General features: G+C 68.1%; 22 protein-coding genes and 2 pseudogenes. 6 read left to right on the top strand and 18 right to left on the bottom strand.

The genetic code is table 11. The annotated features are described in order from the left end of the window. From AB0F43_RS06970 to AB0F43_RS06955, 4 genes are all read right to left on the bottom strand, one after another. Complete coding sequence (locus tag AB0F43_RS06970; RefSeq protein WP_360471718.1) at positions 1-1,428, bottom strand: four-carbon acid sugar kinase family protein; 1,428 nt, start codon at positions 1,426-1,428, stop codon at positions 1-3. Beyond that, positions 1,425-2,894, bottom strand: a complete 1,470-nt coding sequence (locus AB0F43_RS06965; protein ID WP_360471715.1) for an MFS transporter — start codon at positions 2,892-2,894, stop codon at positions 1,425-1,427. The genes AB0F43_RS06970 and AB0F43_RS06965 overlap by 4 nt, the downstream gene beginning before the upstream one ends. Positions 2,895-3,065: 171 nt before the next feature. Continuing rightward, entirely contained in the window at positions 3,066-3,782 is a 717-nt protein-coding gene (locus AB0F43_RS06960; RefSeq protein WP_360471713.1) for a GntR family transcriptional regulator, read from the bottom strand. Positions 3,783-3,842: 60 nt separating this feature from the next. Beyond that, the gene (locus AB0F43_RS06955) at positions 3,843-4,418 is read right to left on the bottom strand and encodes a TetR/AcrR family transcriptional regulator (RefSeq protein WP_360471710.1); all 576 of its coding nucleotides are present in this window, start codon (positions 4,416-4,418) and stop codon (positions 3,843-3,845) included. 81 nt (positions 4,419-4,499) lie between these two features. Between AB0F43_RS06955 and AB0F43_RS06950 the strand changes: the two genes are divergently transcribed. Further along, entirely contained in the window at positions 4,500-4,949 is a 450-nt protein-coding gene (locus AB0F43_RS06950) for a pyridoxamine 5'-phosphate oxidase family protein (protein WP_360471707.1), read from the top strand. 208 nt (positions 4,950-5,157) lie between these two features. On the opposite strand, the gene AB0F43_RS06945 is transcribed toward AB0F43_RS06950, so the two are convergent. The 4 genes from AB0F43_RS06945 to AB0F43_RS06930 all read right to left on the bottom strand — a co-directional run bounded on the left by AB0F43_RS06945 (position 5,158) and on the right by AB0F43_RS06930 (position 7,454). Further along, positions 5,158-5,355 carry an antitoxin gene (locus tag AB0F43_RS06945; RefSeq protein WP_360471704.1) on the bottom strand — a complete coding sequence of 66 codons (198 nt, stop codon included), beginning with the start codon at positions 5,353-5,355 and terminating at the stop codon, positions 5,158-5,160. A 113-nt stretch (positions 5,356-5,468) separates the two neighbouring features. Continuing rightward, positions 5,469-6,398: a hypothetical protein gene (locus tag AB0F43_RS06940; RefSeq protein WP_360471701.1), complete on the bottom strand. Its 930-nt coding sequence runs from the start codon at positions 6,396-6,398 to the stop codon at positions 5,469-5,471. 38 nt (positions 6,399-6,436) lie between these two features. Next, the gene (locus tag AB0F43_RS06935; RefSeq protein ID WP_360471698.1) at positions 6,437-6,838 is read right to left on the bottom strand and encodes a hypothetical protein; all 402 of its coding nucleotides are present in this window, start codon (positions 6,836-6,838) and stop codon (positions 6,437-6,439) included. 16 nt (positions 6,839-6,854) lie between these two features. Beyond that, complete coding sequence (locus AB0F43_RS06930) at positions 6,855-7,454, bottom strand: ABATE domain-containing protein (protein WP_360471695.1); 600 nt, start codon at positions 7,452-7,454, stop codon at positions 6,855-6,857. Positions 7,455-7,509: 55 nt separating this feature from the next. On the opposite strand from AB0F43_RS06930, the gene AB0F43_RS06925 reads away from it, so the two are divergent. After that, positions 7,510-8,733, top strand: a complete 1,224-nt coding sequence (locus AB0F43_RS06925) for an MFS transporter (RefSeq protein WP_360471692.1) — start codon at positions 7,510-7,512, stop codon at positions 8,731-8,733. On the opposite strand, the gene AB0F43_RS06920 is transcribed toward AB0F43_RS06925, so the two are convergent. Genes AB0F43_RS06920 through AB0F43_RS06895 form a run of 6 tightly spaced genes read right to left on the bottom strand, consistent with a single transcriptional unit; the run spans position 8,678 to position 15,782 of the window. After that, positions 8,678-9,685, bottom strand: coding sequence for a zinc-binding dehydrogenase (locus AB0F43_RS06920; RefSeq protein WP_360471690.1), 1,008 nt, complete (start codon positions 9,683-9,685; stop codon positions 8,678-8,680). The genes AB0F43_RS06925 and AB0F43_RS06920 overlap by 56 nt on opposite strands. Positions 9,686-9,707: 22 nt before the next feature. Then, positions 9,708-11,057 carry an MFS transporter gene (locus AB0F43_RS06915; protein WP_360471687.1) on the bottom strand — a complete coding sequence of 450 codons (1,350 nt, stop codon included), beginning with the start codon at positions 11,055-11,057 and terminating at the stop codon, positions 9,708-9,710. A gap of 19 nt (positions 11,058-11,076) precedes the next feature. After that, positions 11,077-12,555 (bottom strand): mannitol dehydrogenase family protein, encoded by a 1,479-nt coding sequence (locus AB0F43_RS06910; RefSeq protein WP_360471685.1) that lies wholly within the window; start codon positions 12,553-12,555, stop codon positions 11,077-11,079. A 5-nt stretch (positions 12,556-12,560) separates the two neighbouring features. Next, positions 12,561-13,778, bottom strand: coding sequence for a D-mannonate dehydratase ManD (gene manD, locus AB0F43_RS06905; protein WP_360471683.1), 1,218 nt, complete (start codon positions 13,776-13,778; stop codon positions 12,561-12,563). A 10-nt stretch (positions 13,779-13,788) separates the two neighbouring features. After that, positions 13,789-14,748 carry a 2-hydroxyacid dehydrogenase gene (locus AB0F43_RS06900; RefSeq protein WP_360471681.1) on the bottom strand — a complete coding sequence of 320 codons (960 nt, stop codon included), beginning with the start codon at positions 14,746-14,748 and terminating at the stop codon, positions 13,789-13,791. Next, complete coding sequence (locus AB0F43_RS06895; RefSeq protein ID WP_360471678.1) at positions 14,745-15,782, bottom strand: LacI family DNA-binding transcriptional regulator; 1,038 nt, start codon at positions 15,780-15,782, stop codon at positions 14,745-14,747. The genes AB0F43_RS06900 and AB0F43_RS06895 overlap by 4 nt, the downstream gene beginning before the upstream one ends. A 284-nt stretch (positions 15,783-16,066) precedes the next feature. Between AB0F43_RS06895 and AB0F43_RS06890 the strand changes: the two genes are divergently transcribed. The 3 genes from AB0F43_RS06890 (at position 16,067) to AB0F43_RS06880 (ending at position 21,345) form a co-directional block, all read left to right on the top strand. Then, a complete protein-coding gene (locus AB0F43_RS06890) occupies positions 16,067-18,754 on the top strand; it encodes a glycosyl hydrolase (RefSeq protein ID WP_360471675.1) in 2,688 nt (895 codons plus the stop codon). A 163-nt stretch (positions 18,755-18,917) separates the two neighbouring features. After that, on the top strand, positions 18,918-19,088 hold the full coding sequence (locus AB0F43_RS06885; protein ID WP_360471672.1) for a hypothetical protein: 171 nt from the start codon (positions 18,918-18,920) through the stop codon (positions 19,086-19,088). 355 nt (positions 19,089-19,443) lie between these two features. Further along, positions 19,444-21,345: a hypothetical protein gene (locus AB0F43_RS06880; RefSeq protein ID WP_360471669.1), complete on the top strand. Its 1,902-nt coding sequence runs from the start codon at positions 19,444-19,446 to the stop codon at positions 21,343-21,345. 252 nt (positions 21,346-21,597) lie between these two features. Here the strand turns inward: AB0F43_RS06880 and AB0F43_RS06875 are convergent. Both AB0F43_RS06875 and AB0F43_RS06870 read right to left on the bottom strand, forming a co-directional pair. After that, positions 21,598-22,195, bottom strand: a pseudogene (locus AB0F43_RS06875) (integrase core domain-containing protein); the annotation flags it as partial. A gap of 814 nt (positions 22,196-23,009) precedes the next feature. Continuing rightward, positions 23,010-24,014, bottom strand: coding sequence for an aldo/keto reductase (locus tag AB0F43_RS06870; protein ID WP_360471668.1), 1,005 nt, complete (start codon positions 24,012-24,014; stop codon positions 23,010-23,012). Positions 24,015-24,167: 153 nt separating this feature from the next. Between AB0F43_RS06870 and AB0F43_RS06865 the strand changes: the two genes are divergently transcribed. Next, positions 24,168-24,857, top strand: a complete 690-nt coding sequence (locus AB0F43_RS06865; protein WP_360471665.1) for a helix-turn-helix domain-containing protein — start codon at positions 24,168-24,170, stop codon at positions 24,855-24,857. 70 nt (positions 24,858-24,927) lie between these two features. Here AB0F43_RS06865 and AB0F43_RS06860 read toward each other — a convergent pair. Both AB0F43_RS06860 and AB0F43_RS06855 read right to left on the bottom strand, forming a co-directional pair. Further along, positions 24,928-25,038: pseudogene (locus AB0F43_RS06860) on the bottom strand (transcriptional regulator); the annotation flags it as partial. A 127-nt stretch (positions 25,039-25,165) separates the two neighbouring features. After that, on the bottom strand, positions 25,166-26,455 hold the full coding sequence (locus AB0F43_RS06855) for an ArsB/NhaD family transporter (RefSeq protein ID WP_360471662.1): 1,290 nt from the start codon (positions 26,453-26,455) through the stop codon (positions 25,166-25,168). Positions 26,456-26,470 lie beyond the last annotated feature (15 nt).

Here is a 26,470-nt window from a genome sequence, read left to right as displayed (position 1 = left end):
TCAGTTGCTCCTTGCGGTCGCGGTGCGGAGCCGGTCGAGGACCTGGGCCAGGGCGTCGACTCCACCGACGTTGCCGGGAAAGACGACGAAGGCGCAGCCGATCACATCGGCCGGTGCCTCGTCCGGGGTGAAGAGGGAGATCTGGCCGGGCAGGAACTGGCCGGCGACCGTGGCTCGCCGGATCCCCAGACCACGGACGGCCAGGTCATGTGAGGTGATTCCGCCCTTGGCCACTACCCAGGCGGGACGGGCCGCCCGGGCCTTCTCGACGACGCTGACGAGTGCCGACGACACCGTGCGGGCGATGTTCAGGCTCGCGTCCGGGTCGTTGTCTACGGCAACCAGATCGCGGCTGGTGCAGAGCAGCACGTCCGAGTGCGGCAGCGCGGCGATGATCCGCGCCGCGACCTCGTCGATCTGGGTCGCGGCGGTCGACGGGTCGAGCAACGCCGGTACGTGGAGTTCCACCTCGACGAGACCGCCGCGCTGCCGTGCTTCCCGCACCTGCCGGGTGGTCAGACCGACGTGACTGCCGACGGCGATCAGGCCGTGCGGCGTGCGGGAGCGATCGATGGGGATGTCGGCCAGGTCCTTCGCCTCGATACCGGCCAGTGCCCGCACGAAGGACGGTCCGGATCGGGTCAGGAAGGTCTTACCCGCGTCCTGGGCCAGTTGCAGTCCGAGGGCGACCACCTCGAGATCGGCGTACGAAGTGCAGTTCACCACCACCCAGCCGAGGCCGGTCACCTCGCCAAGGATCTCGGCGACCCGCTCGGGACCGCCGATCCGGATGTCGTCGAGGGACAGACTGCGGACATCCGCCGCGGCAATGGCTCCGCCGGAGCGCTCAGCGATGAACTCCCGCAGGTTCGACGAGGTGTAGCCGAACGTCTTGTCCTTGGCGAACTCGGTGTCAGCGACCGGCGTCGGCACACCGTCGACGACAGCGAAGTGGACGTCGTCGACGGTGAACCGGCCTGCTTCGATCATGGCCGGGCAGAACAGCACCCCGTCCACCGGGCGGCCGATGACGGCCAGGTGCTCACCGGCGATCGCCTCGATCTCGGCATGCACGTGGCCGCGCAGCGTGCTGTCACTGCGGGAGACCACCTCGACGGTCGCCCCGGTGTCGACGGCGAGTGAGTAGAGGCCGTACGCCGTACTGCGGTTGAGGGCGACGGCCTGAGTCTCGTCGAGCGCCCGGGTGTTGGTGAGAACGAAACAGGTGTCGCCGGGTGCGGTGAGGCCGGCGGCGTACTCGGACCGTTCGAGCACCGTCACGACGGAGACCCCGTGCACGGCCTGGGACCCGGTCGGGTCGTCGTCCAGGACAGCCAGTCGCCGGCCGGTACGCCGGTTGTGCTCCCGGATCCGGGTGGGGGCGCCGGGGATCGCGAGCACCGCAGGCAAGCTCCGGGCGGCGGTCATGCCAGCGCCTTCTCGGCCGAGGTCGAGGGGGAGTCGGGGGTGACCTTCAACTTGCGGCCGACCGGCTCGATCTTGCCCTGGTAGCCGACGAAGGTGATGCAGGCGAACAGGATCATGCCGATCACACCTACCCCGGCGATCGTGTACGTCGCCATGTCCTGGGCGTGCGCGTTGACGGCCAGTTGGGCGGCGTCGAGGGTGCCGGTCTTCGGCGGTGAGACGAAACCGTAGGCGTTCAGCACCGCGGCCCGGATGTTCGGGGCGAAGAAGCCGCCCAGGTTGCCCAGGGAGTTGATCAGGCCGATACCGGCCGCCGCGGCCGCGCCGGTCAGGATCGAGGCCGGGAACGTCCACATGATCGGCTGCACCGAGACCAGCGATCCCGCGACCAGGCAGAGGAAGGCGATCGCGACGACCGGCTCGGCCTTGAACAGCACCGACCCGGTGAGGCCGATCACGGCCAGCGAGTACGCGAAGACGGCCGTCCACCGGCGCTGGCCGGTCTTGTCGGACAAGAGCGTGGTGTAGCGGGTGATCACCAGCGCGACGACCCACGGAATGGCGGTGATGACACCGACCAGGAAGCCGATCTTCTGGCCGGTCAGCGCCTGAACCTGGCTGGGCAGGTAGAAGGTGAAGCCGTACATGCAGATCTGGACGGAGAAGGAGCAGAGCGCGATGTACATCAGCCGGGGGTTGGTCAGCGGCTTGTACCAGGGCTCGTGGTGGCCGCGACCGGCGGCGGCGCGCTCCTCGTTGTCCAGCGCGATGGCGGCGTTGAGGACCTTCTTCTCCTTGGCGGTCAGCCACTTGGCGTCGTCCGGCTTGGAGTCCAGGTAGAAGTACACCCAGACCCCGAAGACCACGGTGAGCAGACCTTCGAGACCGAACATCCACTGCCAGCCGGCCAGGCCGAGCACGCCGTGCATGTCGAGGAAGGCGCCGGACACCGGTCCGCCGAGAACGTACGCCAGGGGGATGCCCATCATGAACAACCCGGTGAACCGGGAGCGGTACTCGGCCACAGCCCAGTAGGTGATGTAGAGGATGACACCCGGGAACAGGCCGGCCTCCGCGACCCCGAGCAGTACGCGTACGCCGTAGAAGATCCACTCGTTGTGAGCGAACGCCATCAGCGCGGAGATGACACCCCAGGTCACCATGATCCGGGCCAGCCAGAACTTGGCGCCGACCTTGTGCAGCAGCAGGTTCGACGGCACCTCGAAGAAGGCGTACGCGACGAAGAAGATGCCGGCCCCGAGGGCGTACGCCGCCTCGGTCAGGCCGGTGTCGGCCATGTACTCGGTCTTGGCGAAGCCGATGTTGACCCGGTCCAGGAACGCCAGCGTGTACATCAGCAGCAGGATCGGCACCAGGCGCCACTGCACCTTGCGCATGATCGATCCCAGCGTCGCCTCTGCGGCGCTGCCGGCGAGTGGGGCGGTGCCATTGAGGGGGGATGGCATGGTCGGACCTCGATTCGTCGGAGCCCGGGGGCGTCGGGCAGCGGAGGGGGTGCGCGTTACGGGAGCGTTGCGCGGGGGTGACGGGCTCACCGTGGTGCGAAAATCTATATAAAATAGATTTTGAGGTCTAGAGCGAGGTGGATGTGACCTGAGTCACATGACAGAAGGGAGTCAGCGCGGCTGTGCGGCCAGGTCTTTCAGGGACCGCCGGCGGATCTGGTCCATGTGGGCACGCATGGCCGCGATGGCACCCGGCAGATCGCCCTGCTGGAAGGCGGCCAGGATCGCGGCGTGCTCACGGACCGCGAACTGTGAGTCGTTCACGCCGACCACGACCCCCTGGCGCCGCCGGTGCAGATGGCCGCCCAGTGCCTCGGCCATCTGTACGACGTACCGGTTGCCCGACTGGTGGAGGATCGCCAGGTGGAAGGACCAGTCGGCCTCGAAGTACTCCCGTTGGCGGACCATCACCGACGGATCACCGGCCGGCAACTCGGCGAGGCGCTGCGCCGCCGCCTCGTGCTTGGCTTGCGCTGCCTCGAGTTGGCCGACCAAGCCGTCCAGTTCACCGGAGATCAACTCCATCGCCCCGAGCTCCAGCAGCTCCCGAGCGTCGATGAGCTCCGACATCTGGGCCTCCGCCAGCAGTGGGGCCACCCGGTAGCCCTTCTGTGCGACGCGGGTGACCAGGCCGGTGGCCTCGATCTTGGCCAACGCCTCCCGGACCGGTGTGGGGGACACGTTCAGCAAGGTGGCGAGATGCTCGATCCGGAGCGCCTGACCAGGCTCGACCCGGCCACTGATCAGCAGGTCGATGATCGCGTCGTACACCCGGTCGCTGAGGACGAGCCGGTCGCTGTCGTCCAGAGGGCTCACCGGCAAGGACACGGTTGCCCCCTTCCGCGAAAGTGTCGATCGGTACTCGACCAGTAGCCTAACCTGTGGCCGTCACCCGACGGCGATCGTCACCACGAGATCGGCCGCGCGGTTGGTGAGCTCGCGGCGGCCGGTGGCGCCGGCGTGGATCTGGAGGGCGACGCCGTCCAGGACGGACGTGATCAGCCGTGCCCGGGCGGCGATCTCCGCCTCTCGCAACCCGGGGGACACCCGGCGGACCAGGACACCGAGCTCGCGGTAGAAGGTCTCATAGATCTCGCGGTTGAGCTCGCGGAACCGCTCGTGGTGGTAGGCCAGCAGCGACATCGTTCCGAAGACGCTGCCCGCACCGGTCGTCCAGTTCCGCACGAGTGCGCGAGCGGCCGTCTTCAGGCCGTCGGCCGACTCGACGGTCGTCGCCAGCCGCACGGCCTCGAGGTCGCGGTCGAACTCGGCCCGGATGACCGCCTCGAGCAGATCGTCGCGGGTGGTGAAGTAGTACTGCAGGTTCCCCAGCTTCATCTCTGCCTTGGCCGCGACCCGGCGCAGTACGAACTGGTCGAACCCGTCCTCGACCAGCACCTCTCGCGCCGTCGCCAGCAACGCATCGCGCCGGACCTGGCCGCGGTTACTCAGCGAGGTGCTCATGGACTGGCAGTCTACCGTTCTAGGTCAATGACCTATTATTGGTCACTGACCTAGAACTGAACCACCATGAAGGGACCTCCTATGCCAGACCGCCTGACCGTCGCCGAGCGCGAGGCGTTTCTGTCCGACGTCCGGATCGGCGTCCTCAGTGTCGCGTCGGACCGGCCCGACCGGGCACCGATCAGCGCGCCCGTGTGGTACGACTACAGCCCCGAGACCGGTGTCACGATCATCATGAACGCGAAGTCCCGCAAGGGAGTGGCCCTCGAGACCGCACAGCGTTTCGTCCTCGTCGTCCAGTCCGAGGCGATCCCGTATCGCTATGTGACCGTCGAGGGCCCACTGTCCGACGTACGGCGTCCCGACACCGAGAAGGACCTGCTCCCACTCGCCGTCCGCTACCTAGGCGAAGAAGGCGGCCGGTCCTACGCCAAGGCCTGGGAGGAGGCCGGTGCGGCGGACACCGACCTGGTCTATGTCATGAAGCCGACCCACTGGAGCACGGCCGACTTCAGCAACGACCTCGGCTGATGCCGTTCCTCTCAGTCCCTCAGCCGTGCTTGTCCGCTGTGAAGGGTCGCGCCGAATTCCGATAGTTTCGACGGTCAGCCGGAATTCGCCCTGCCGTCCGTCATCGAGGTCGCCGGCATGATGTTGGCAGAAGACGAGCGAGCGGCCGCGGGCATGATGCCGGCGGCCGCTCAGCGTCCGAGCTCAGTGTTCGTCAGGCTCGGGTCGGTTACTGGATGTCGTCGTCCTGACCGTCGAGGTTGTCCAGACGGTCCTTGGCGAAGTCGGTGCCCTGGTCGATCTTGTCGCCATGCTCTCCGCCGGTCTTCTCGTTGGCGAACTCGCCGGCCTTGTCCGCGCCCTCGCTCACCTTGTCGCCGTGCTCGTCAACGGCGTCGGTCGCCTTGTTCTTCAGGTTGTCGAACATTCCCATCGTCCTTCCCCGTTCTGTCGATGGTTGCTTGCTCTACCTATCCGGCGGTACCCCAACTCCTGGATTCCACACGTCCAGCAGCTCGTCGTACGTAGTGGGACGGAACGTCACCGGCCGGCCTCCGGGGTCCGGCCGCGGTCGGTGGGCGCCGAGGTGTCCCGTTCACCGCGGTTGCCGGAGGCAAGCTTGTGGGCGGAGTGCAGCGGTACGACGCCGTCCAGCACGGGCACGTCGCCGTACTGCCGCCGGAGGCGGTCGGTGACTCGCTGGCCGGCGGCGAAGGCGTCGTTGCCGACCATCACGGACTTGGCCCGGGTGGTGAGCAACAGGCCGTCGCCGACGTCGGCCAGCCGGGCGAACTGCCGCTTCATCGCGGCCTCGATCTCCGACCTGGCCACGAGAGCCGCGCGATCGGGCACCACGCGGTGGAGCCCGTTGGCCTCGAACAGCAGGTGCGCGGCCGCCGGCCAGAGCGCGGAGGGCGTGACGATGGCGAGCCGCCGGAGGGCTTCGTTGCTGCCGAGTCCAGAGCGCCGGCCGAGCTGGTGGGCCAGCGCCACGGTGGCCGGCGTGAACCGGGGGTACTTGCTGGGGCAGACCACGTCTTTGATCCGGGGCGCCACCTGTTCGAGTTGCAGTTCGTCGATGTAGGGGTCGAGGTTGCTGTGACTGAAGGCCTCCCGCACGCCCTCGTCGATCGCCTTGATCGCGGGCGACACCTGATAGATGGACTGGCTGCTCTTGCGATCGGTGCCGGCCGCGGCGAGCAGGTGCGTGTTCTCGTGAAAGACGATGCCGATGGCGTGCCGGTAGCGCAGCAGCGTCCTGTCGTCCTGCTCCTCGCCGGCGTGGTCGAACATCTCCTGGAGCGGCTGCTTCACCAGCTTCTCGTGGTAGTGGATGGCGTTGTCCCAGGTGACTTCACCGAGCACCACCATTCCGTCGTCGGCGAGGTCGGGGGTGGTGCCGATCAGGCCGTTCCAGCACGAGTGGTCGGCGCCGCTGACGTTGACTGCGGCAACATGTTGCACGCTCATGAGCTCGTCGAAGCTGGCCGGGGGAGGCAGCGGCATGTTCAGTGGGTGGTGTCCGGGCGCCAGGTGTCGGCGAGGCTGGCCAGTGGCTCGTTGAGCGCGAGGATGGCGTGCTGCTCGAACTCGTCGTCAGTCTCGCGGGCGATCGCGGTGACGTCGCGCATCGCGGTCTCGAGGCGAGCGATCCGCTCCTCAGCGGTGCCTTCTTCCACCTCGGCCTCCGCCGCGCGCCGCAGGGCCCGCGCCACCCGCTCCTGCGCAGCGGGCGAGACCTCGGCCTCCCAACGCCCGATCAGGAACCGCGCTGTCCGCTGCCCGTCTTCCTCGTCGATTTCCGGCACCATCCGGCTCAGCGCCGGCAGTGCCTCCCGCTCGTCGCCCGCGCCGAGCTGCCACTCGCCGTACGCCGCCTTGTACCGCCGCAGAAACTCGTCGTACCGCACCCGCTCACCTTAACCGTCAGTGAGTGCGTTGACTGGCTCGGCGGATGGATTGGCGGCGGATCTTCTCGCGGATGCCACAGGTGCTGGTGGCGCACCACCGGCGGGACGCGTTGCGGGTCAGGTCGAGGAAGAGCCAGCCGCAGGTCGGGCGGCAGACCTTCACCCGGTCGACACGCGGCGAATCCAGCAGGCGTACGGCGTCCTCCGCGAGCTGGTGGTGGAGCCGGTCGAGGTTGTCGGCCTTCCACGTCCAGCGCAGCTGGTCCTCCCAGACCGGAACGGCGTCGGCGATCGCCTGGACATAGGCGTTGCGAAGCGTGGTCAGGTCAGCGCCGGCCGGCTTCGCCCCGGTCGCGATCGCATGAAACACGCGGTACGTCGCCTCGCGCAACACGATCGCCCGGTCGTGCGCAGCCGCCGTCGCGCGAGTGTCCGCCTGCCGCCTGAGCGGGCGCGCACCGGCCGGCGACACGAGGCCGGCCCTGACCGACCAGTCGACCAGCGCTCGGTAGCCGGGCACGTAATCACTCGCCGGCGCCGGCTCGTACCGGGGCTCGACCGTGTTGGCGAAGTCGAGGCACCAGGCGCCGGCGATGAAGTCCGCGGTCTGTTCCATCCTCTGAATCCATCGAAAGATGTTTTGTTCGCATCATAGCGGGCACCGGCCAGATATGATGCAAGCAAACAAGCAGACGGTTGCATCAGAGCTGGCTCGCTACCTCAGCGCGGCGGTGGTGATCCGGGCGGTGAACGACGGCGCCTCGGTCGGTCTCGCGCTGCTCGCCCTGTCTGTTCGGCCGGGCGTGGCGGGAGCACTGGTGGCCGCGCTGGTCGCTCCGCACCTCCTCGGGCCGTGGCTCAGTCGCCTGCTGTCGTGGACGGACTCCAGATACGTCCTCGCCGGGTCGTTCGTCCTGTACGGCGCATCGGTCGCCGCCGCGGCTGTGGTCATGGACCGTGCGCCGGCGGTGGTCACCGTGTCGCTCGTCCTGCTGGCCGGTTGCGCTGGACCGATGCTTGCGGGTGGACTGACCAGCAGGCTTCCTGGCGGTGAGACAGCAAGGCCGAGAGCCTTCGACAGCGCGACCTGGGGCATCGCGACGGCTATGGGTCCGGGCCTTGCCGCAGTCACCAACTTGATGGTCGGCCCGGTTGCCGCCGTACTCCTGATGGCAGTGGGTGCGATGGCTGCGGCAGGTCTCGTGCTGACGCTGCCGCCGGAGCCCGAGGCTCCCGAGCGCCCTGCCGGGATCTGGGACAGCCTGACTCACGCCGTCGATACCCGACCGCTCCGCAACACACTCGTCGCCGTGGGGCTGACCGGTCTGGGTCTCGGCGCACTGCCGGTTGCGGCTCCACTCCTCAGTGCCGAACTCGGCGAACAGCCAGGTAGCGGCGGACTGCTCATCGCCATCTACGGCGTCACGAGTCTGGTCGGTTCGCTCATCAGCGCGACTCGGCCGGCCGCTCGTCAGCCCCTGCGGTGGGCCGCGGGCAGCTTGGCTGTCATGGCGGCCGCGGTCGGCATCGCGGCGACCGCGGCTTCGTACGGCGTCGCGCTCATCGGGTTCGCCGTACTAGGACTCGCGAATGGCGTGTACCTTCCGACGGTGCTGGCTGTCTGCCGCCTGCATGCGCCCGCGAACGGCCATGCGCAGGTGCTTGTCCTCAGCAGCAGCATCAAGATCGGCGGCGCCGCGTTGGCGGGGATCTGGTCCGGTCTCGTGGCACCCGCCGGCGGCGGTACCGTCGTGGCTGTCGTCTCTTGCGTGCTGTTCGCCGCGGCCGTGACCCCGCTGGTTCGGTTCGGAGGAGAGGATCGGGATGGTGGCGGGAAGGTCACCAGAGCGAGACGAGTACCTTGCCGGAGGCGTCGGAGTCCTTGGCCACCGTGAAGGCCTCGACGGCCTGCGGGGCGGGGAACTCGTGGGTGATGACGCGGTCGAGTTGAGGGTTGGTGTCCAGCAGTTCGACGGCTTGGTCGATCTCGTCGTTGAAGCGCATCGTGCCGCGGAGCTGGAGCTCGCGGGACACCAGCGGTGAGAGGTTGACCGGCCTGGCCTCGTTGAGCGGGATGCCGACGAGTACGACGATGCCCGCGCGCCGGGTCGCGTCGAGCGCACCGGTGATGGCGACCGGGAGGCCGGTGCATTCCAGTACGACGTCGAAGTGGGCGGACGGGATGTTCTGCGCGCCGACCTGGATCGTGTCGTGGACGCCGAGCTCCCGGGCCCGCCGGAGCGGACCGGGAAGGACATCGGTCGTCACCACTTCGGTCGCCCCGAGAGACAGCGCGGCCGCGGCGGTCAGCAGCCCGATGGCACCGGAGCCGGAGACCAGCACCCGCTTGCCTTCGACACCACCGGCGATGGCGATGCCGTGCAAGGCGACGGCGAGGGGCTCGGCCAGGGCAGCGCGGCGGAGCGGCAAGGTCGTGGGCAGGATCCGAAGCATGCTCTTGCCGACGACAAGGAACTCGCTCATGCCGCCCTGGGTGTGCGGCCAGGTCGATGCGCTGCCGAGGTAGGCGCCGTTGGGCCACAGGTGCGGGCGGTCCTCGATCCCCGGCTCGGACGTACCGAACGTGGCGGGGTGGATGGTCACCGGTGTCCCGGGCGCGAGCTCACCGGAGGGGTCGAGATCGACCGTGCCGGAGAGCTCGTGCCCGGGGACGAGCGGTTCGCGGACGACGAACTCCCCGTTCGCGCCCTCGTTGTAGTAGTGCAGGTCGGAGCCACAGATGCCGCCGTACGCCATCCGGAGGCGCACCTGGTCCGGCCGCGGGGCCGGGGTGGGGAGCTCGGTCTCGACCAGCTCGAGCTTGCCCTGGATGACGATGGCCTTCATGGCTCTCCTCGCGGTGAAACGGTCAGGCGGCGGTTGGTGCCAGTGTGCGGTCGGTAGCGTTCTCGGGCAGCAGCAGGTCCCGGTCCTTGGTCTCCGGCGCCAGCAGTCCGGCGGCGAACGTCACCGCCATCGCGAGCGTCATGTAGGCGGCGACCGGCACCCACGAGTCGAAGGCTCCCATCAGCGCGACCGCGATGAGCGGTGCGAACCCACCGCCCAGGACGGCGGCGAACTCCCGGCCGAGGGTGACACCGGCGTACCGGTAGCGGCTGCCGAACAGCTCGGGGAAGTAGCTCATCGTCACCGCCACCCCGCCCTGGCAGGCGAACACGAAGCCGATGATCATCGCCAGGTAGATGAGCGCGAGGTTTCCGGTGCTCAGGGCAACGAAAGTCGGGAACGGCAGGACCAGGAGCAGTCCGGCGATACCGAGGAACACGGTGCGCCGGCCGAACAGGTCGGACAGGTACCCGAGCACGATCGCGCCGAGGCCGCCGAAGATCGCACCGACCAGCAGGATCTCCGGCACCGTCTGGGCGTCGAGCTTCACCGTGCCCTTGAGGTAGGAGGCCATGAACACCTGGTAGGTGTACGACTGCACACTCAGCCCGACCGTCATCAGCGTCACCAGGGCGACCGCCTTCTTGCCGTTGCGGAACACCTCCCGCACCGGCGCCGCGGCCGCCGTCCGCTCGGCCTTGATCTCGGTGAACACCGGCGTCTCCTTCAGCTTCCGCCGCAGGATGTACGCCGCCACCGTGACGAACGCACTGCTCAGGAACACCAGTCGCCAGCCCCAGGACAGCAGTTGCTCGTCGGGCAGGAGCTGGACCAGCGCCCACGCGCCGGCGCCCAGTGCGGTGCCGGCCGCGGCACCGGTCATGATCAGCGCCGCCAACCGGCCGCGGCGACCCACGGCCGCGGTCTCGGTCAGCAGCGTGGCCCCTCCGGACTGCTCGGCACCGGCGCCGAACCCCTGCAGGAACCGGCTGAGCACCAGCAGGATCGGCGCCCAGACACCGACGGTCTCGTACGTCGGCAACACGCCGATCGCCATGGTCGAGATGCCCATCAGGGTCAAGGTGGCCACCAGGATCCACTTGCGCCCGAGGCGATCGCCGTACCGCGAGAAGAAGAAACCGCCGAGCGGCCGGGCACAGAAGCCGACCGCGTAGGCGCTGAAGCTGGCCAGCAGACCGGCCGTCGGCGAGATGTTCGGGAAGAACAGTCGGCTGAAGACCAGCGCCGAGGCGGTGCCGTAGATGACGAAGTCGTACTGCTCGAGGGCGGTGCCGATCAGTCCGGCGAGGGCTGCGCGGCGGACTTCCTGGCGGGGTGGCTCTTTCGTTTCCGGTGCTGGGGCTGATTCCATGGCGGATCCTCTGGGGACGTCAGGCCGCGGGCGGCGCCGGCGGCTGGTGAGGGGTGCGGGAGCGTGCGGCCTGGCGGGCAGCTGCTCGGACGCCGTCGGTGCGGATGACGGCGACGTACTCGGCGACGCGCTGGACAAACTCGTTGCTCTGGGCAAGCTGAGTGGGAAAGACCTGCGCGCAGGCCTTCCGGACCAGTTCCTGGGGTTTCCCGTCCGCCAGCGCGCCGAGACGGTCGCGGGCCGGGTCGACCATGGCGTGGGCGTGCGGGCCGGGATCGAAGCCTGGCATCGGTACGACGCAACACAGCCAGGCGGCGACCGTCAGGGCGAGGTGTTCCGGCATGACGCCTTGGTCCAGCAGCCGCAGGGCCGGCAGCGGGACACGTTGCGGAAGCTTGACGGAGCCGTCGGTGCCGACCTGCTGCGTGCGATGGCCGAGTGCGTCGTTCGACCAGCGCTGGAACAGCGACTCGACGTACGCCTCGACATCGAAGCCATTGGGAAGGGTGATGCTCGGCAGGTATTCGTCCTGCAGCACGGCGCCTGCGGCGTACTCGATGAAGTCCTGGGCACGCGCCTCGGGGATGGTGGCGCGGCCGTCCAGTGCGCCGAGGTACGCGATCAGCGAGTGGGTGCCGTTGAGCAACCGCAGCTTGATCAGCTCGTACGCCTCGACGTCGTCGGTGAAGACCGCGCCGGCCCGCTCCCACGCCGGCCGCCCGGCGGCGAAGCGATCCTCCATCACCCACATCGTGAACGGCTCGGCCGGCACCGTGATGCGGTCGTCGACCCCGAGCAGTTCGTACGCCGCCGCGCGGTAGGCGTCGGTGGTCGCGGGCACGATGCGGTCGACCATCGAGTTCGGGAACGTGATCTGATCGGCCACCCAGTCGGCGGCCGGGCTGTTTGCGGCCCGGAGGAACTCGAGGATCAGGGCACGCGTCTGCGTCCCGTTGGACTGCATGTTGTCGCAGTTCAGCACGGTGAGCGGGCGGCCGTGCGTGGTGGCGCGTAGCTCCAGTGCGCGGGAGACCTGACCGATGACGGTGACCGGTGCCGGGCTGTTCAAGTCGGCGACGATGCCGGGGTGGTCGAGAGCGAGCCGGTGGCTGCTCGGGTCCATGCAGTATCCGTGTTCAGTCACCGTGAGGGACACGATGCGGGTGTCCTCGGCTGCGATCGCGGCGACCACGGCGGCCGGATCATGCGCGGCGACGATGGCGCCGGTGTGCACGCCGGGAACGGTGACGGACGAACCCTCGGGTGACAGCTCCAGCACGGAGTAGAGACCGTCTTGTGCGTTGAGCGCGTCGGCGACGGTCGCCGAGCGGCTGGCGACGCCGAGGATGCCCCAGTCACCGGCCTGTGCCGTGTAGACCGCTTGGTGCGCGCGGTGAAAGTTCCCGAGACCGAGGTGGACGATGCCGGTGCTGGACGGCCTGTGGTCGAGGGTGAGCAAGTGTTGGGGAACCGACCGGCGGTTCAGGATCGCGGACACGTCGTTCACCAGTCGGTCACGGCGCCGTCGAGACTGCGCGCAACGGGGAGGTAGGCAGGTTCGTAGGGGAATCTCGCGGCGAGCTCTTCGTCGACCTCGACGCCCAGCCCCGGTGCGTCACCCGGGTGGAGGTAGCCATCGGTGAAGGACCACGAGTGCGGGAACACCTCATGCGTCAGCGGGTCGTAGCCCATGTACTCCTGGATCGCGAAGTTGTGCGTCGACAGGCCGAGGTGGACGCTCGCGCCGAACGAGACCGGTGAGACATCTGACGGTCCATGCGGCGCGGCCCGGACCTGGTAGACGTCGGCCAGCGCGAAGATCTTGCGCAGGTGGCTGATGCCGCCCGCGTGCGCGGCCGCGACGCGGATGAAGTCGATCAACTGCTCGGTGATCAGGTCCTTGCAGTCGTAGATGGTGTTGAAGACCTCGCCGATGGCCAGCGGGGTGGTGGTGTGCTGACGGACCAGGCGCAAGGCTTCCTGGTTCTCCGCCGGAGTGACGTCCTCGAGCCAGAACAGGTTCGCAGGCTCGAGCTCCTTTCCGAGCCGGGCTGCCTGCTGCGGTGTCAGCCGGTGGTGGGCGTCGTGCAACAACGCGAGCTCTGAACCGACGTGCTCGCGGACCGCCGTCAGCACGGACGGGGCGTGCCGCAGGTAGGCGTCCGTGTCCCACGACTCGACGACCGGAGCGGCACCACGGGCCGCCGGCTCATAACCATGCGCGTCGCGATGAACGCCGTACACCGTCTCCAGGCCCGGTACGCCGGACTGCGCTCGTACGGCACGGAATCCGTCCTGGCGCCGGGCGTCGACGGTGTCGAGCAGTTCGGGGAGCTCCCAGGCCGATGCGTGCGTGTAGGCGAGGACGCGATCGCGCACCGCACCGCCGAGCAGTTGGTACACCGGCAGGCCGGCTGTCTTGCCCTTGATGTCCCAAAGGGCAAGGTCGACGGCGCTGATGGCGGCCATCGTGATCGGTCCACGCCGCCAGTACGCCCCGCGGTACAGGTACTGCCAGGTGTCCTCGATCCGCGCCGGGTCGATGTCGATCAGCAACGGGCTGAGGTGATCGCGCAGGTACGACGCGACGGCGAGCTCACGGCCGTTGACGGTGGCGTCGCCGTACCCGACGAGACCGTCGGCGGTCTGGAGCTTGAGCGTGACGTAGTTGCGGCCGGGGCTGGTGACGATGACCTCGGCGGCGACGATGCGATCGGTCATATGACTGCCTTCAGAGTTGTACGACGTTGCGCAGCTCGTTGCCCTCGGCAAGAGCCTTGAGATTGGCCGCGATGTCCTGGACGCGGCCGAGGAAGGTCTGCCGGGTGATCCCGGACACGTGCGGAGTCAGCAAGACGTTGCCGAGCTCGCCGAAGGGTGCCTCGGCGGGTCTGCCGCGGCCGTCGGGGCCCGGGTACGAGTACCAGACGTCCAGGGCCGCACCGCGGATGGTCCTGGCGCGGAGGGCGTCGTACAGGGCCTGCTCCTGCACGAGTGGTCCGCGGGCAACGTTGACGAGCACGCCGTTCGGGCCGAGACGTTGGAGCTCCGCGGCGCCGATGAGGCCGCGAGTGGAGTCGGTCAGCGGTGCGGAGACGACGAGTGCGTCGGATTCGTCCAGCAGGCGTGGGAGTTGCGAGGTGTCTCCAGCCCAGTTGAGGCCCTCGGCCTCGGCATGGCCTGACCCCGTCACTGCTTGACCTTGGGCGCCGAAGGCTCGCAGGACGCGCCAAGCCGCCTGGCCGATGTGACCGAGGCCGACGAAGCCGATGGACGCGCTGGCCAGCGTGTGCGGCTGGGGGAGTGCGGCGTCGTACACGGGCGAGCGCCAGTGCTCTCGGCGCAATGCGGCATCGGCTTGCGGGAGCTCGCGGCGGAGTGCGATCAAGGCCCAGACGATGTACTCGGCGATCGCGTCCTCGTGGTGGTAGGTGTTCGCGAGGATGGTGCCGCCGAGTGCTTTCGGGTCTATCCGATCGGTGCCGGCGCCCGCGACGTGGACCAGCCGGAGCTTGGGCGCGGCGTCCGCCATCTCTTGGGTGAACGCCGGGCCGACGAGCACATCGGCGTTGTGGAGAGCTTCGAGGAGCGTGTCCGCTGTTGCCCAGGCAGTGTCGGTGCCCGCGGGCAGGAGCGACTCCAGCTCGGAGCGCAGGGGCAGCAGGTTCGGGTCGGTGATGACGACTCTCATACGTCCTGCCGTCCGCGACGGGCCGGCGTCCAGCCGGAGACCGGGCCGGTGCTCTGGCGGACCACAAGTTGCGTGGGCAGGGTGACCGCTCGCGGGGCCGATGACGGCTCGGTGGGATCGGCGGTCAGCTTCTGGTGCAGCATGTCGACGCTCATCACTCCGGCCCGCGACATCGGCACCTGGATGCTTGTCAGCGTCGGCCGGCCGACCTCCGCCAGCGGAGTGTCGTCGATGCCGACGACGCTGAGGTCGCTCGGCACTTCCACTCCGAGGTTCGCGGCGCCGGAGATGATGCCCAGCGCCATCAAGTCGTTGTGTGCGATCACGGCGGTGGCCCCGGAGGCGATCACGCTGGCGGCCGCGGCCTGACCGCCGGCGACCGTCTCGGCCTGCCAGCCCATCAGCTCGACCTCGATGTCCGCTTCGTCCGCGAGGCGCTGGAGGGCCTCGACCCGGCTCTGGTTCGACCAGGACAGCGGCGAACCCTGGGCGTAGGCGACGTGCTCATGACCGAGGACGCGCAAGTACTCCAACGTCTGCCGTAGGCCGTCGGCCGCATCGGGTACGACGCTGTTCGCCTCGTCCGAGGTGCGGTTGACCAGCACCAGCGGTGCGTCCCCGCACAGCTCGACGATGTCGTGGGCGGGCAGCCGGGGCGAGCAGACGATGAATCCGTCCACCCGCTCGTGCAGCTCGCCGAGGATCTCGCGCTCGCGGTCCGGGCTGCCGTCGGTGTCGGTCAGCACGATGGTCTGGCGCCGGTTCCAACCGTGCGCCTGGGCCGCCTTGACGAAGCTGGCGAACACCGGGTTGCCGATGTCCGGCACGATCACCGCCACCGTGGCCGACCTGGTCGGCAGGCTCGCGGACCGGGATCGGCGGCCGGCCGAGGCGACGTACCCGATCTCCTCCGCGGCGGTGATGATCCGGCGCAGGGTGTCGCGGCCGATCCGGTCCGGGTCGCTGAAGGCGCGTGACGCGGTCGACAACGACACTCCGGCGCGCTGCGCCACGTCGGTCAGGGTGGGGTTCACGATCGGCTCCCGGGTGGTTTCCAAGGTTTCGGCAACTTTGCGGCAAGTTGCGCAAACATGTCAAGACCTTGGCATTGGCCGGAACCGGGCTCCTGGGTGGCGGTGCGGCGGTCTCTGGTCAAGAATTTTTATTCATGAATGACCGGATCGGCAGGCGGAGCTTCCTTGTCACGGCGACCGCTGCGGGGGCCGCTGTGGTGGCTGGGCCTGGGCTGGGATTGCCGGCGGCTGGTGCCTCTGCTGGTGCCGGCGGGGTCGCTGGGGACCGGGTGCCGGGGGAGTGGGTGCGATGGTTTGCGCGGCCGGGCGCGGCGGTGCGGCCTAAGGTGCGGTGGTGGTGGCCGGACGGGCTCGTCGATCCCGCGGAGATCCGCCGCGAGGTCGATCAGTTGGCGGATGCCGGCTTCGGTGGCGCGGAAATCGCCGCCGTGCACCACTCGATCGACGACAAGTCGGTGCTTGATCCGGTTGGCCACGGCTGGGGCTCGGCGGCTTCGGTCGCCGGGGTCGAGGCCGCGCTCGACCAGGCCGGCCGGCGTGGCCTCGCGATCGACCTGACCATCGGTCCGTCCTGGCCGGCCGCCGTACCGACGATCACGCCGAACGACGAGGCCGCGGTCAAGGAGTTGCAGTACGGCGTCGTCCAGATCGTTGCTGGAGGCACGTACATCGGTCCGCCGCCGGAGCCGGTGTATCCGAGTGACGCCGTACCGCAGCTGCTCAAAGTGGCGGCGTGGCGGCTCAACCCGGCGTACACCTCGTCGAACGGGCGCATCCTCGGCTTCGACATCGACTCGTACGTCGAGGTCGCTGCCGCCGATGGGGTTGTCAGCTGGACCGCGCCTGCTGATGGAACCTGGTTGCTGTTCGCCTTCTGGGAAAGGGGAAGTGGGCAACAACCGGAGTCCGGGCCGCACACCTCACCCGAGTCGTACGTCGTCGATCATTTCTCGGCCGCCGGTACGCAGGCGGTGATCGACTACTGGGAGCGGCACCTGCTCACGCCGACGACGCGGCGGCTGCTGCGGAAGTCGGGCGGTTCGCTGTTCGAGGACTCCATCGAATTGGAGACAAGTGGTCTGAACTGGACGCCCGCGCTGCCTGCCGAGTTCTTGAAGCGGCGTGGATACGAGGTGTGGGCGTTCCTGCCGGCGCTCGTCCGCAACGACGAGAACCAGGTGTTCCAGAGCGAGGCTGGGATCACCCGGCATGTGCGGCACGACTACTGGTTGACGGTCTCGGATCTCTTTGCCGAGCATCACTTCTCCGCGCTGACGAAGTGGGCGCACTCGCTCGGGCTGGAGTTTCGCTGTCAGCCGTACGGGTTGGAGACCGACTCCATCGCGGCGGCCGCGATCGTCGATGTTCCGGAGGGTGAGTCGCTCGGGTTCCGGAACCTCGACGACTACAGGGCACTGGCCGGCGGGCGTGATCTCGGCGGCCGGAAGGTGCTGTCGTGTGAGGCCGGTGCGTATCAAGGCGGCGCCTATGGGACGACGTGGAAGAAGTTGCTGCTCACGATGGGTGGGGCGTATGCGGCCGGGCTGAACCAGACCGTGCTGCACGGATTCTCGTATGCCACGGCGCCTGGCGTCGACTGGCCCGGGTTCGCCGCGTTCACGCCGTACGACGGGCGGCAGGGGTACTCGGAATCGTGGGGTCCGCGGCAACCGACGTGGCGGCATGTGCCGGCGGTGACCGGGTATCTGGGCCGGATCCACCAGGTGTTGCAGACCGGTACGTCGCGGATCGACGTCGCGGCGTTCCGGCAGAAGGGCTACACGAAGACCGGGATCGGGGTCGGGTGGTTCACCGCGAGTGGTGTGCCAGCCGGGTGGACGCATCAAATGGTGTCGGCGCCGGTGCTGGAACTGGATCGCGCAGTGGTTCGCGACGGGCGGCTCGCACCGGACGGGCCGGCGTACAAGGTGTTGTTCGTTGAAGGCGACCGGTTCGCGGGAAACGAGGCGACGCTGCCGGCGGAGACCGCGCGGAGGTTGCTGTCATTCGCCCGCGGCGGGTTGCCGATCGTGTTTCTCGGCAGCGGATGGTCTGCGGCGACTGTGCCCGGCGTCGGGGATAACGCCGTACTGCGGGAAGTGCTGGGTGAGTTGTTTGCGCTGCCTGCCGTACGTGTGGTCGCCGAGTTGACGCAGGTGCCGGCCGCGCTGGCCGAGCTTGGCGTCACCCCTGACGTGTCGCACCCGACATCGACGCTGCTCAATCATCACCGGGTCGAGCACGACGTCGACTACTACTACCTGGTCAACGGCAAGCACGCCGAGACGGTGAGACCTCCGGTGACGAGGATCGACCACGCCGTCACCTTCACCCGCTCCCATCCCAACGCCGTACCGTTCCGCCTCGATCCCTGGACCGGCACGATCTCGCCGCTGGAGCAGTACGCCGAGGACGGCGACCGGGTGACGCTTCGCATCGCCCTGAACCCAGGCGAGGCCACGATCATCGCCTTCCACCCGGCCCGCTCCATCCCGCCCGCGTCTACCGCTACATCCGGCGCGGCAGGGTCCCCGATTGTTCTCGACGCCTGGCACCTCGAGGTCGAGTCCTACCTGCCCGGGCCCGCGCCGACCGAGACCGTCATCCATCGCCACCGCGTCTCGCTCGACGCGCTGGCGCCCTGGTCGGCGATTCCAGGGCTGGAGGACGTGTCCGGGATAGGCCGCTACACCACCACAGTCGACCTCGACACAACCAACGCCTTCCTCGACCTCGGTGAGGTCTTCGACACCGCCCAAGTCACCGTCAACGGCCACCGCCTACCGCCGGTCAACCTCCTCAACCCGATCCTCGACCTCTCCGCCCACCTACGCCGCGGCCGCAACACCATCCAAGTAGAGGTCGCCACGACTCTCTTCAACCGCCTTCGCGCGGAACAGCCCTACGTCTACACGGGCAACCGCCAGAACTACGGCCTCCTCGGCCCAGTCCGCCTGATCCCATCCACCTGAACTGACTACATCGGCGCCCGCGTGCGCAGCGTCCTCCGCCGAGGCCACCGTTAACGGCCACTGCCTCCCGCCGGTCAACATCGTCAACCCCTCCTCGACGTACGGTCCCGGAGGGCTGTCCTCACGCCGAGGCCACCTGGTCGGACAGCGCCCCGGCAGCCGCGTGCGCACGTCCGCGCGACCGATCAGCGGCGCACGGACGCGGTCTGAGGTTGGCGTCCGCTGCTTCACCCTGTCCGGCGACTTCGCCGTCGTGGCCGAGGTCCGCGTCCTGATCGTCGGACATCTGCCGGCAACGAATACCCAGCCTGCAGGCGAGGCCGTACTCGCGTAGTCAAAGAGCGAGGCGGAGTGGGAACCCAGCACCTTGGCGACCCAGACGGCCGAGCTCGCCGCCGGGATCGCGGAGGAGCCGGTCTGGGTCCGCGCTCCCGATCGCGAGAACCCACATCGCTGTACGTCTACGGCCGATTCAGCTGTCCGTCGCACACTCTCCAGGCCCGCGACCACGGTGTCGGCAACGGGCGCCGCCGAGCTCCCACGCCGAGCGCTGTCTCCCCGAGACATCCCGATCCTGGTGCATATCGTGTTCGCGGATCTGTGGGATGTGAGTTTTCCCTTTGTGGATAAGGGGTTTGGGTGACTAACGCGGTTTGCGTCGGCATCCAATCGAACATATGCTCGGTTGCATGTTCGAAGGCGATCTGGCTGAACTCGACACCGCGGCACTGTTGGTCGCGGCGTCGGAGTTCGACCTGATCGAGGAACGCGCCGCGGTCCGGAAGCTCGAAGCCGCGCTCGCGTATGCCGACCGCAACGCGGTGGTGTACGGCGGTGAGGACGGTCAGCCGTTGCCCGGAACGGAGAGGATCAAGGTGTACGGCGGCGACGGGTGTCCAGGCGTGGCTGAGTTCGCCCCGATCGAGTTCGGCGCGGTGATGCGAATGTCGAGCGGCGCCGCCGCATCCTTCATCGGCGAGGCGTTGGCGCTGCGGCACCGACTTCCCAGGATCTGGGCCGCGGTCCTGGCTGGGAACGCCGTACCCTGGCGGGCCCGTGCGGTCGCCCGGGCGTGCTTGTCGCTGTCCCTAGAGGCCGCCGCGATCGTCGACCGCCGCATCGTCGGCATCGTCAACACCGTCACCCCGTCAAAGCTCGCGACCATCGTGAAGGCCGCGGTCTGGGAGGCCGACCCCGACCTCGCCAAGGCCGAGGCCGAAGCAGCCGCCAAGGCACGCGGCGTATACGTCAGCCCGTCGGACCAGCACGGCACGAAACGGTTCTGGGTGCGCGCGGCTGCCGGGGACGTGATCCGCTTCGACGCCACCATCGACGACCTTGCCCGGGCCTTGAAAACCCTCGGCGACCCCGACTCCCTTGACGCGCGACGGGCGAAGGCCATCGGCTGGATCGCCGACCCCGCCGCTGCCCACCAGCTCCTCGAAGTCGCCCGCTACCTCGCCCGCACCCTGCCAGACGTCACCCCGCAGGACGCCACGGCTGGTGACCGCCCAGCCGCTCCCGCCCCCGCCAGCACCCACGCCCGCAGCCATCGATCTGGTGACGGCCTCGCCCGACCACCTCAACGGTCGAACGACGCGACGAACAGAGCCACGACCGGCGGGCCCACCCCTACACACTCGGACACCGCGACACACTCGGGTCTTGCGAACGCCCCTTCGCGGTCGGGTCTCGCGGATACCGCGGAGCCGGGCCTCGCGGATACTGCTCGTACCGAAGACCCTGATGGCCGGTACGACCGGTACGACCGGTACGACCGGGACGACCGGGACAGCCAGGACAACCGGGCCAGCCGGGACGACCGGGGCGGCCGGGACGACCGGGAGGCCGAGCCCAACCGCGATGCCGTTCCTGATCGGGATGCTGCGCCCGATTGGGACGCCGTACACGACTGGGATGCCGCGTCCGACTCGTCGGCTCCTCCTGAATCAGGCGTGGCGCTCGTTGAGGTTGCTGAGGACAGATTCACGCGGCGGATGCTGGCCGGTTCGCTCCCGGCGCGACTCGCCGCGATCAAGCAACATGCCTACAGCAGCGGGCTCGGCGCGGGTAACGGGCGTCGGGCTAACCGGCACACGCTGTACGTGCATCTCACCGACAAGGCACTTGCCTCCGGCAACGGTGTTCTGCGCGTCGAGGAACTCGGGCCGCTGCTCCTCAGCCAGTTGAGCGAGCTGCTCGGCCACGACCAGATCGTGGTCAAACCCGTCATCGATCTGCACGACCAAGTGAGCGTTCACGGCTATGAGATCCCGGACCGGATCCGGGAGAGGGTCCGGTCGCGCCATCCTGTGGACATGTTCCCCTTCAGCGGCGCCGAAGCCACCACCCGGATGGACCAAGACCACATCGTGCCCTACGACCGTGCCGGTCCACCCGGGCAAACCAGCACCGACAACCTCATACCGCAAGGCCGGCTCCACCACCGCGCAAAAACCTTCGGCGGCTGGAAGAACCGACGTCTGCCCACAGGTGCCATCGAATGGACCAGCCCACACGGGTTCCGTTTCCAGGTCGACCACACCGGCACCCACCCGCTACCCCCGATCAGCGCAGCAGGCCGCAACTAACCCCCGAAGCCATCACGTCATCCGGAGCACTGCGGTGGCGGGCAGGCTGGGTTTGGGGAGCCACGAGTTGGCTCGGGTTCCAGGCCGGCCGCACCGGCGCCCGCCCGCTAGCGTTGATCAGCACAACAGGTCGAACCATCCTCGACGCGCTCACATCATCGGGAGCACTGCGGCGGCGGGCAGGGTGGGTTTGGGGGACCGCCGGTTGTTGGCTCGGGTCAGGTCGGCCGCACCGGCACCCGCCCGCTGGTTGTACGAGGCCAGGACGTTGTTGACGCCCACTGGCACAGCGTCGCGGGCGGCTGACCCTGAGCCGCACTGTGCGGCCGGTGGTAGTTGTAATGGATGTTCCAGACGTCGAGCGCTGCGCGACGTGGTCTTCTGAGGTTTAGGTGCGGGCGAACAGGAACTCCTCGGCGATGATCCGGTTGTAGCGCTCGATTTTGCCGTTCTGACGAGGCGTGTAGGGCTTGATTCGCTGATGCCGACATCCTCCGAGTGCAGCCGCGAACGCCTCCGCTCGATAGCAGGCGCCGTTGTCGGTGACGATCCGCACTCTGTGGGTGATGCGTGCGCGGCGAACCCTGTCCGGGCGCGGTCGAGGAACTCGACAGCGGTAACGGCCTTCTCGTCGTCTAGTGCTTCTGTGTAGGCGAGGCGTGAATACCCGTCGATCGCTGAGTGCAGGTAGACGTAGCTGAGTCGGGCTTCTCTGGTCTTGTTCGTGCCGCGGTCCGGGCTTGTGCGCTGTCTCGGCCGTGGACGCGTCAGCCTCCGCCACTGGGATTCTGCCGACCTTCTTCACCTCGATGTGCACCACGTGTCCTGGCCGCAGCGCGACGAGGCAGCGCCAGCTCGACACGCGCAGCAACGGCGTCGCCTACGCACTCACGCCGTGGGGAAGCGAACTTCGCAGCACACTCGCTGCGCTCGTGAACTGGAGCACGCCCCTCATGGTTTCCGGCCCGCGCGGCGACAACTTCCAACCCCACTGGTTGGTCGTCGCACTTGAGTCGCTCTTGGCCGCAAAGCGAGCCGAGTCTCCGGTAACGGTCGGAGTGGAAGTCGAAGGCACGACCCTGACGGTGCGCGTCGACAACACGGGAACCCATGTCGCTCTCAACTCCGATGGCCGACCCGAAACCGTGCTTGGCGCAGACCCCATGGTCGTCTTAGCCTCGCGTCAGGAATGCTGACGATCGAGCAGGCGATCGCCGCCGGCGATCTCCGCGGCGACAGAAAAGATCTCGACGCGGTCTTCGGCCCCGCCTGACGGTCCCGGAACCTGGGACGTGCTGCCAAAAGGCCCCACGCGGTCACTGCCGTCAACAACGTCATGGCCAGCAACAGCTACCGCTGATCAGCACAGCATGTCGACCAACCCCGACGCGCTCACGTCATCGGGATCATTGCGGTGGCGGGCAGGGAGGGCAGGGTGGGCATGAGGGAGCCCTTGGTTGGCTCGATGGTGAGGCCGAAGGCGGTTGGGTCCTTACCGACGTTTCGAGCTCGTTCTTCAGGGTGAGTAGATCGGCTTGTACGGCGTCTCCGTCGCGGGTGAAGTCCTCGTCTGTCACGCCCGGACGCTGGCAGATGGTGAAGACGACTTCGCAGCCGGCGCCGTCGGGCAGGACGCCGGGTCGTCTTGAATGAATCGGCCGTCTTCAGGCGCCTGCGTTGTCCAAGCGTTCGAGTTGGGCCCCAGTGAGCTTGATGTCGGCGGCGGCCAGGGCGACCTCGAGTTGCTCGGGGGTGCGCGGGCCGATCAGCGTGATCAGCTCGGGGTCGGTCGCGTGCAGCAGCCAGCTGATCACCAGCTGGTTCGGGGTGACGTCCAGCTCGGCGGCGATCTCGGTGAGGACGGCGAGCCGCGCGTCGGCGTCCGGGCCGGCGTACGACGCCATGATCGGATGCCCCTCGCGCTTGGCCGGGTCGTCGTAGACGCCCTTGAGGATCGGCGTGTACGCCACCAGGGTCAGGTCGTCATGGGCGCGCAGATAGTCGATCTTCTCATCGTCGACAATCGACAAGGTGTTCACGCCGCCCTTCGGCCGCAGGTACGAGTGCTGCTCCTGGACTGCGACCGGTACGGGCCAGCCGTTCTGCTCCGCCAGGGCACGGACGCGCTCCAGCCGCCAGGTCCGCACGTTCGACCAGCCGATGTACCGAGCCTTGCCTGCGGCAACGATCTCGGCCAGCGCCTCCAGGGTCTCTTCCAGCGGCGTGGAGCGGTCGTCGACGTGGACGTAGTACAGATCGACGTGGTCCGTGCGAAGCCGGCGCAGGCTGTCGTCGATCGCCTGCCGCAACGTGTCGCCGCCGGCGCCGACCCACTGCGCGGCCATCGTCTCGTAGCTGCCGTCCCCGGTCCGGATGGCTTCGGGGTCACCCACCCACGCGCTGCCCTTGGTGGCCAGGAAGATCTCGTCGCGCTTCCCGCTCTGGGTCAGCCAGCGCCCGAGCAACTCCTCGCTCTCGCCGCCGGTGAAACCCGGCCCAGGCCACCACGCGTAGCAGTCGGCGGTGTCGATGAACGTCCCGCCGGCCTCCAGGTACCGCTCGAGCATCCCGATCGACGTCGCCTCATCGGTCGACGTACCCATCAGCATTGCCCCCAGCGCCAGCTGACTGACCTGCTCGCCAGTCCGTCCCAACCCGATACTACGCATCCACGGCCTCCTCACGGCTGTTCTTACTGTGAGGCTAGGTCTGGCGCCGATCATTCGTCCAATGCCGATTGTCGGCAAACTTCATGCGTACGACGCATCAAGTCTTGCGATCGTGAGGGTGCGGTCCGGGCGGGGCTCTGCTTCACTCACTGCATGGGGCTGAGTAGTCGCATCGTCAGTGGACCGGCCGGGCCAGTGAACCGGATCTGGTCCGCGGAATGCGACAGTCCGACCAGTTTCAGCTCGCTCCCCTGGGTCAACTCGGGGCTCGGGTTCGCGCGGATCGGCGGACGCTGGGCGGTGCATGTCCGCGGCCCGGCCACGAGGGCGACGCCGATGTCGTGCCCGAGTGACTCGGAGTACTTCGGCGTCGACTTCCGCCTCGGTGCGTACTTTCCGGGCTTTCCGCCCAGCCGGCTCGTCAACCTGCAGGACGCCGTACTGCCGACGCTTCCGGACGGCCGGATCCTGCTGGACGGGCGGGCCTGGGAGATGCCGACCCCACAGAACGTCGACGTCTTGGTCGACCGTCTCGTCCGTGCCGGTCTGCTCGTCGTCGATCCGCTGATCGACGAACTGCGGTACGGCGTCGACGTACGCGGAATGCCGGAGCGAACCGCGCAGAACCGGTTCGTGCGGGCCGTCGGCCTGCCGCGGCGCACGATGCAACTGGTCGAGCGCGCGCGGCACGCAGCCGACCTGCTGCGCTCGGGTAAGACGATCGCGGAGGTCGTCTGGGAGGCGGGCTACTACGACCAGCCGCAACTGACCCGGTCGCTGCGGCGGTTGATCGGCCACACTCCGGCAGAGGTCGCGCGGGGTCAGGTGGTCCTCGGCTTGTGAGTTGCGGTTCGATACAAGACAGTGCGCGGGCGCGGTCGGTACGGTCCGCGAGCATGAGGCTGATCGAATCGGGGTGGTGAAGCTTCTTCTGGCCGGTGCGGTGGAAGCGGACGTTGTGGGCGGCCCAGCGGGTGCGGAAGTCTTCGCTGCGGGTGGACAGCTCCCCGATGAGCTCGATCAGCCGCGCTGGAAGACGTAGCCGACGGTTACCGGGCCATGGACAACCGGGAAGCCCTCAAGGTCCTCGTACGCCCGTGACAAGGAGCCTACGGCCCCGACGGTGTCGAACGCGACGTTCCCGGTGCCGGTCAGGACAGGACGAAGTACCGCAGCCACAGGTACGGCGCCGCGACGATGATCGTGATCGCGGTGATCACGACGCCCTTGCGGGTGAAGTCCCAGAAACTGATCGGATTGCCGGCCCGCATCGCGATGCCGATCACCACGACGTTCGCACTGGCGCCGACGGCGGTCGCGTTGCCGCCGAAGTCGGCGCCGGCGGCCAGCGCCCACCAGAGCGCGTGGACGTGGCTGGGGTCGGTGAGGTTGCGGGTGAGTTCCAGAACCACTGGGCTCATCGTCGCGACGTACGGGATGTTGTCGACGATGCCGGACAGGACCGCTGACACGACGAGGATCAGCATGGTCGCGAGCAGTGGTTTGCCGTCGGTCGCCTTGCCGATTTGTTCGGCGAGGTTGCCGATCACGCCGGTTTTGACCAAGGCGCCGACCATGATGAATAGCCCGGCGAAGAAGAGCAGTGTCTGCCATTCGACGCTGCTCATGTAGTCCTTGGTGGGCACTTTCGAGATCAGCACGAGCAGACCGGCGCCGAGAAGGGCTACGACGGACGGTTCGACGTGGAAGACCGAGTGACCGACGAATCCGGCGAAGACGGCCAGCAGGACGATGCCGCACTTGACCAGCAGTCGCGTGTCCTCGATCGCTTCGCGCTCGTTCAGCCGCAGGACGTTCTCGACCTTGTCCGGGTCGACGGCGAACGAGCCCTTGAACAATCGGGGTACCACGAGCGTGAAGACGATCAGCTCGACCACGACCAGTGGCGTCATGTGCACGAGGAAGTCGTTGAAGGTGAGGCCGGAGCGGCTGGCGATGATGATGTTCGGCGGGTCGCCGATGAGCGTGGCGGCGCCCCCGATGTTCGAGGCGAACACTTCGGCGATCAGGAACGGCACCGGGTTGATGCCGAGCCGGTCACACACCAACAACGTGACCGGCGCGATCAGCAGCACGGTGGTGACGTTGTCCAGGAACGCCGAGGCCACGGCAGTGATCAGGGTCAGCAGGATCATGATCCGCAGCGGTGATCCCTTGGCACGTTTCGCCGCCCAGATCGCGACGTACTCGAAGACACCGGTACGGCGCAGGACGCCGACGATGATCATCATCCCGAGCAGCAGGAAGATGACGTCCCAGTCGACCCCGGTGTCATGGGAGTAGAAAGCGTGCTCCGAGTCCGTCACGCCGAGCGCGAGCAGAACGGCCGCACCACCGAGCGCGGCGAGCAGCTTGTGCGTCCACTCGGTCGCGATCAGAACATAGGCGATGACAAAGACGACGACGGCGATCACAGTCATGCGATCACCAGCGCG

This window comes from Kribbella sp. NPDC023972 (assembly GCF_040639075.1).
Lineage (GTDB): Bacteria > Actinomycetota > Actinomycetes > Propionibacteriales > Kribbellaceae > Kribbella.
Note: the sequence above shows the minus strand (reverse complement) of the source record. Positions and strands in the feature narration are given on the sequence as shown.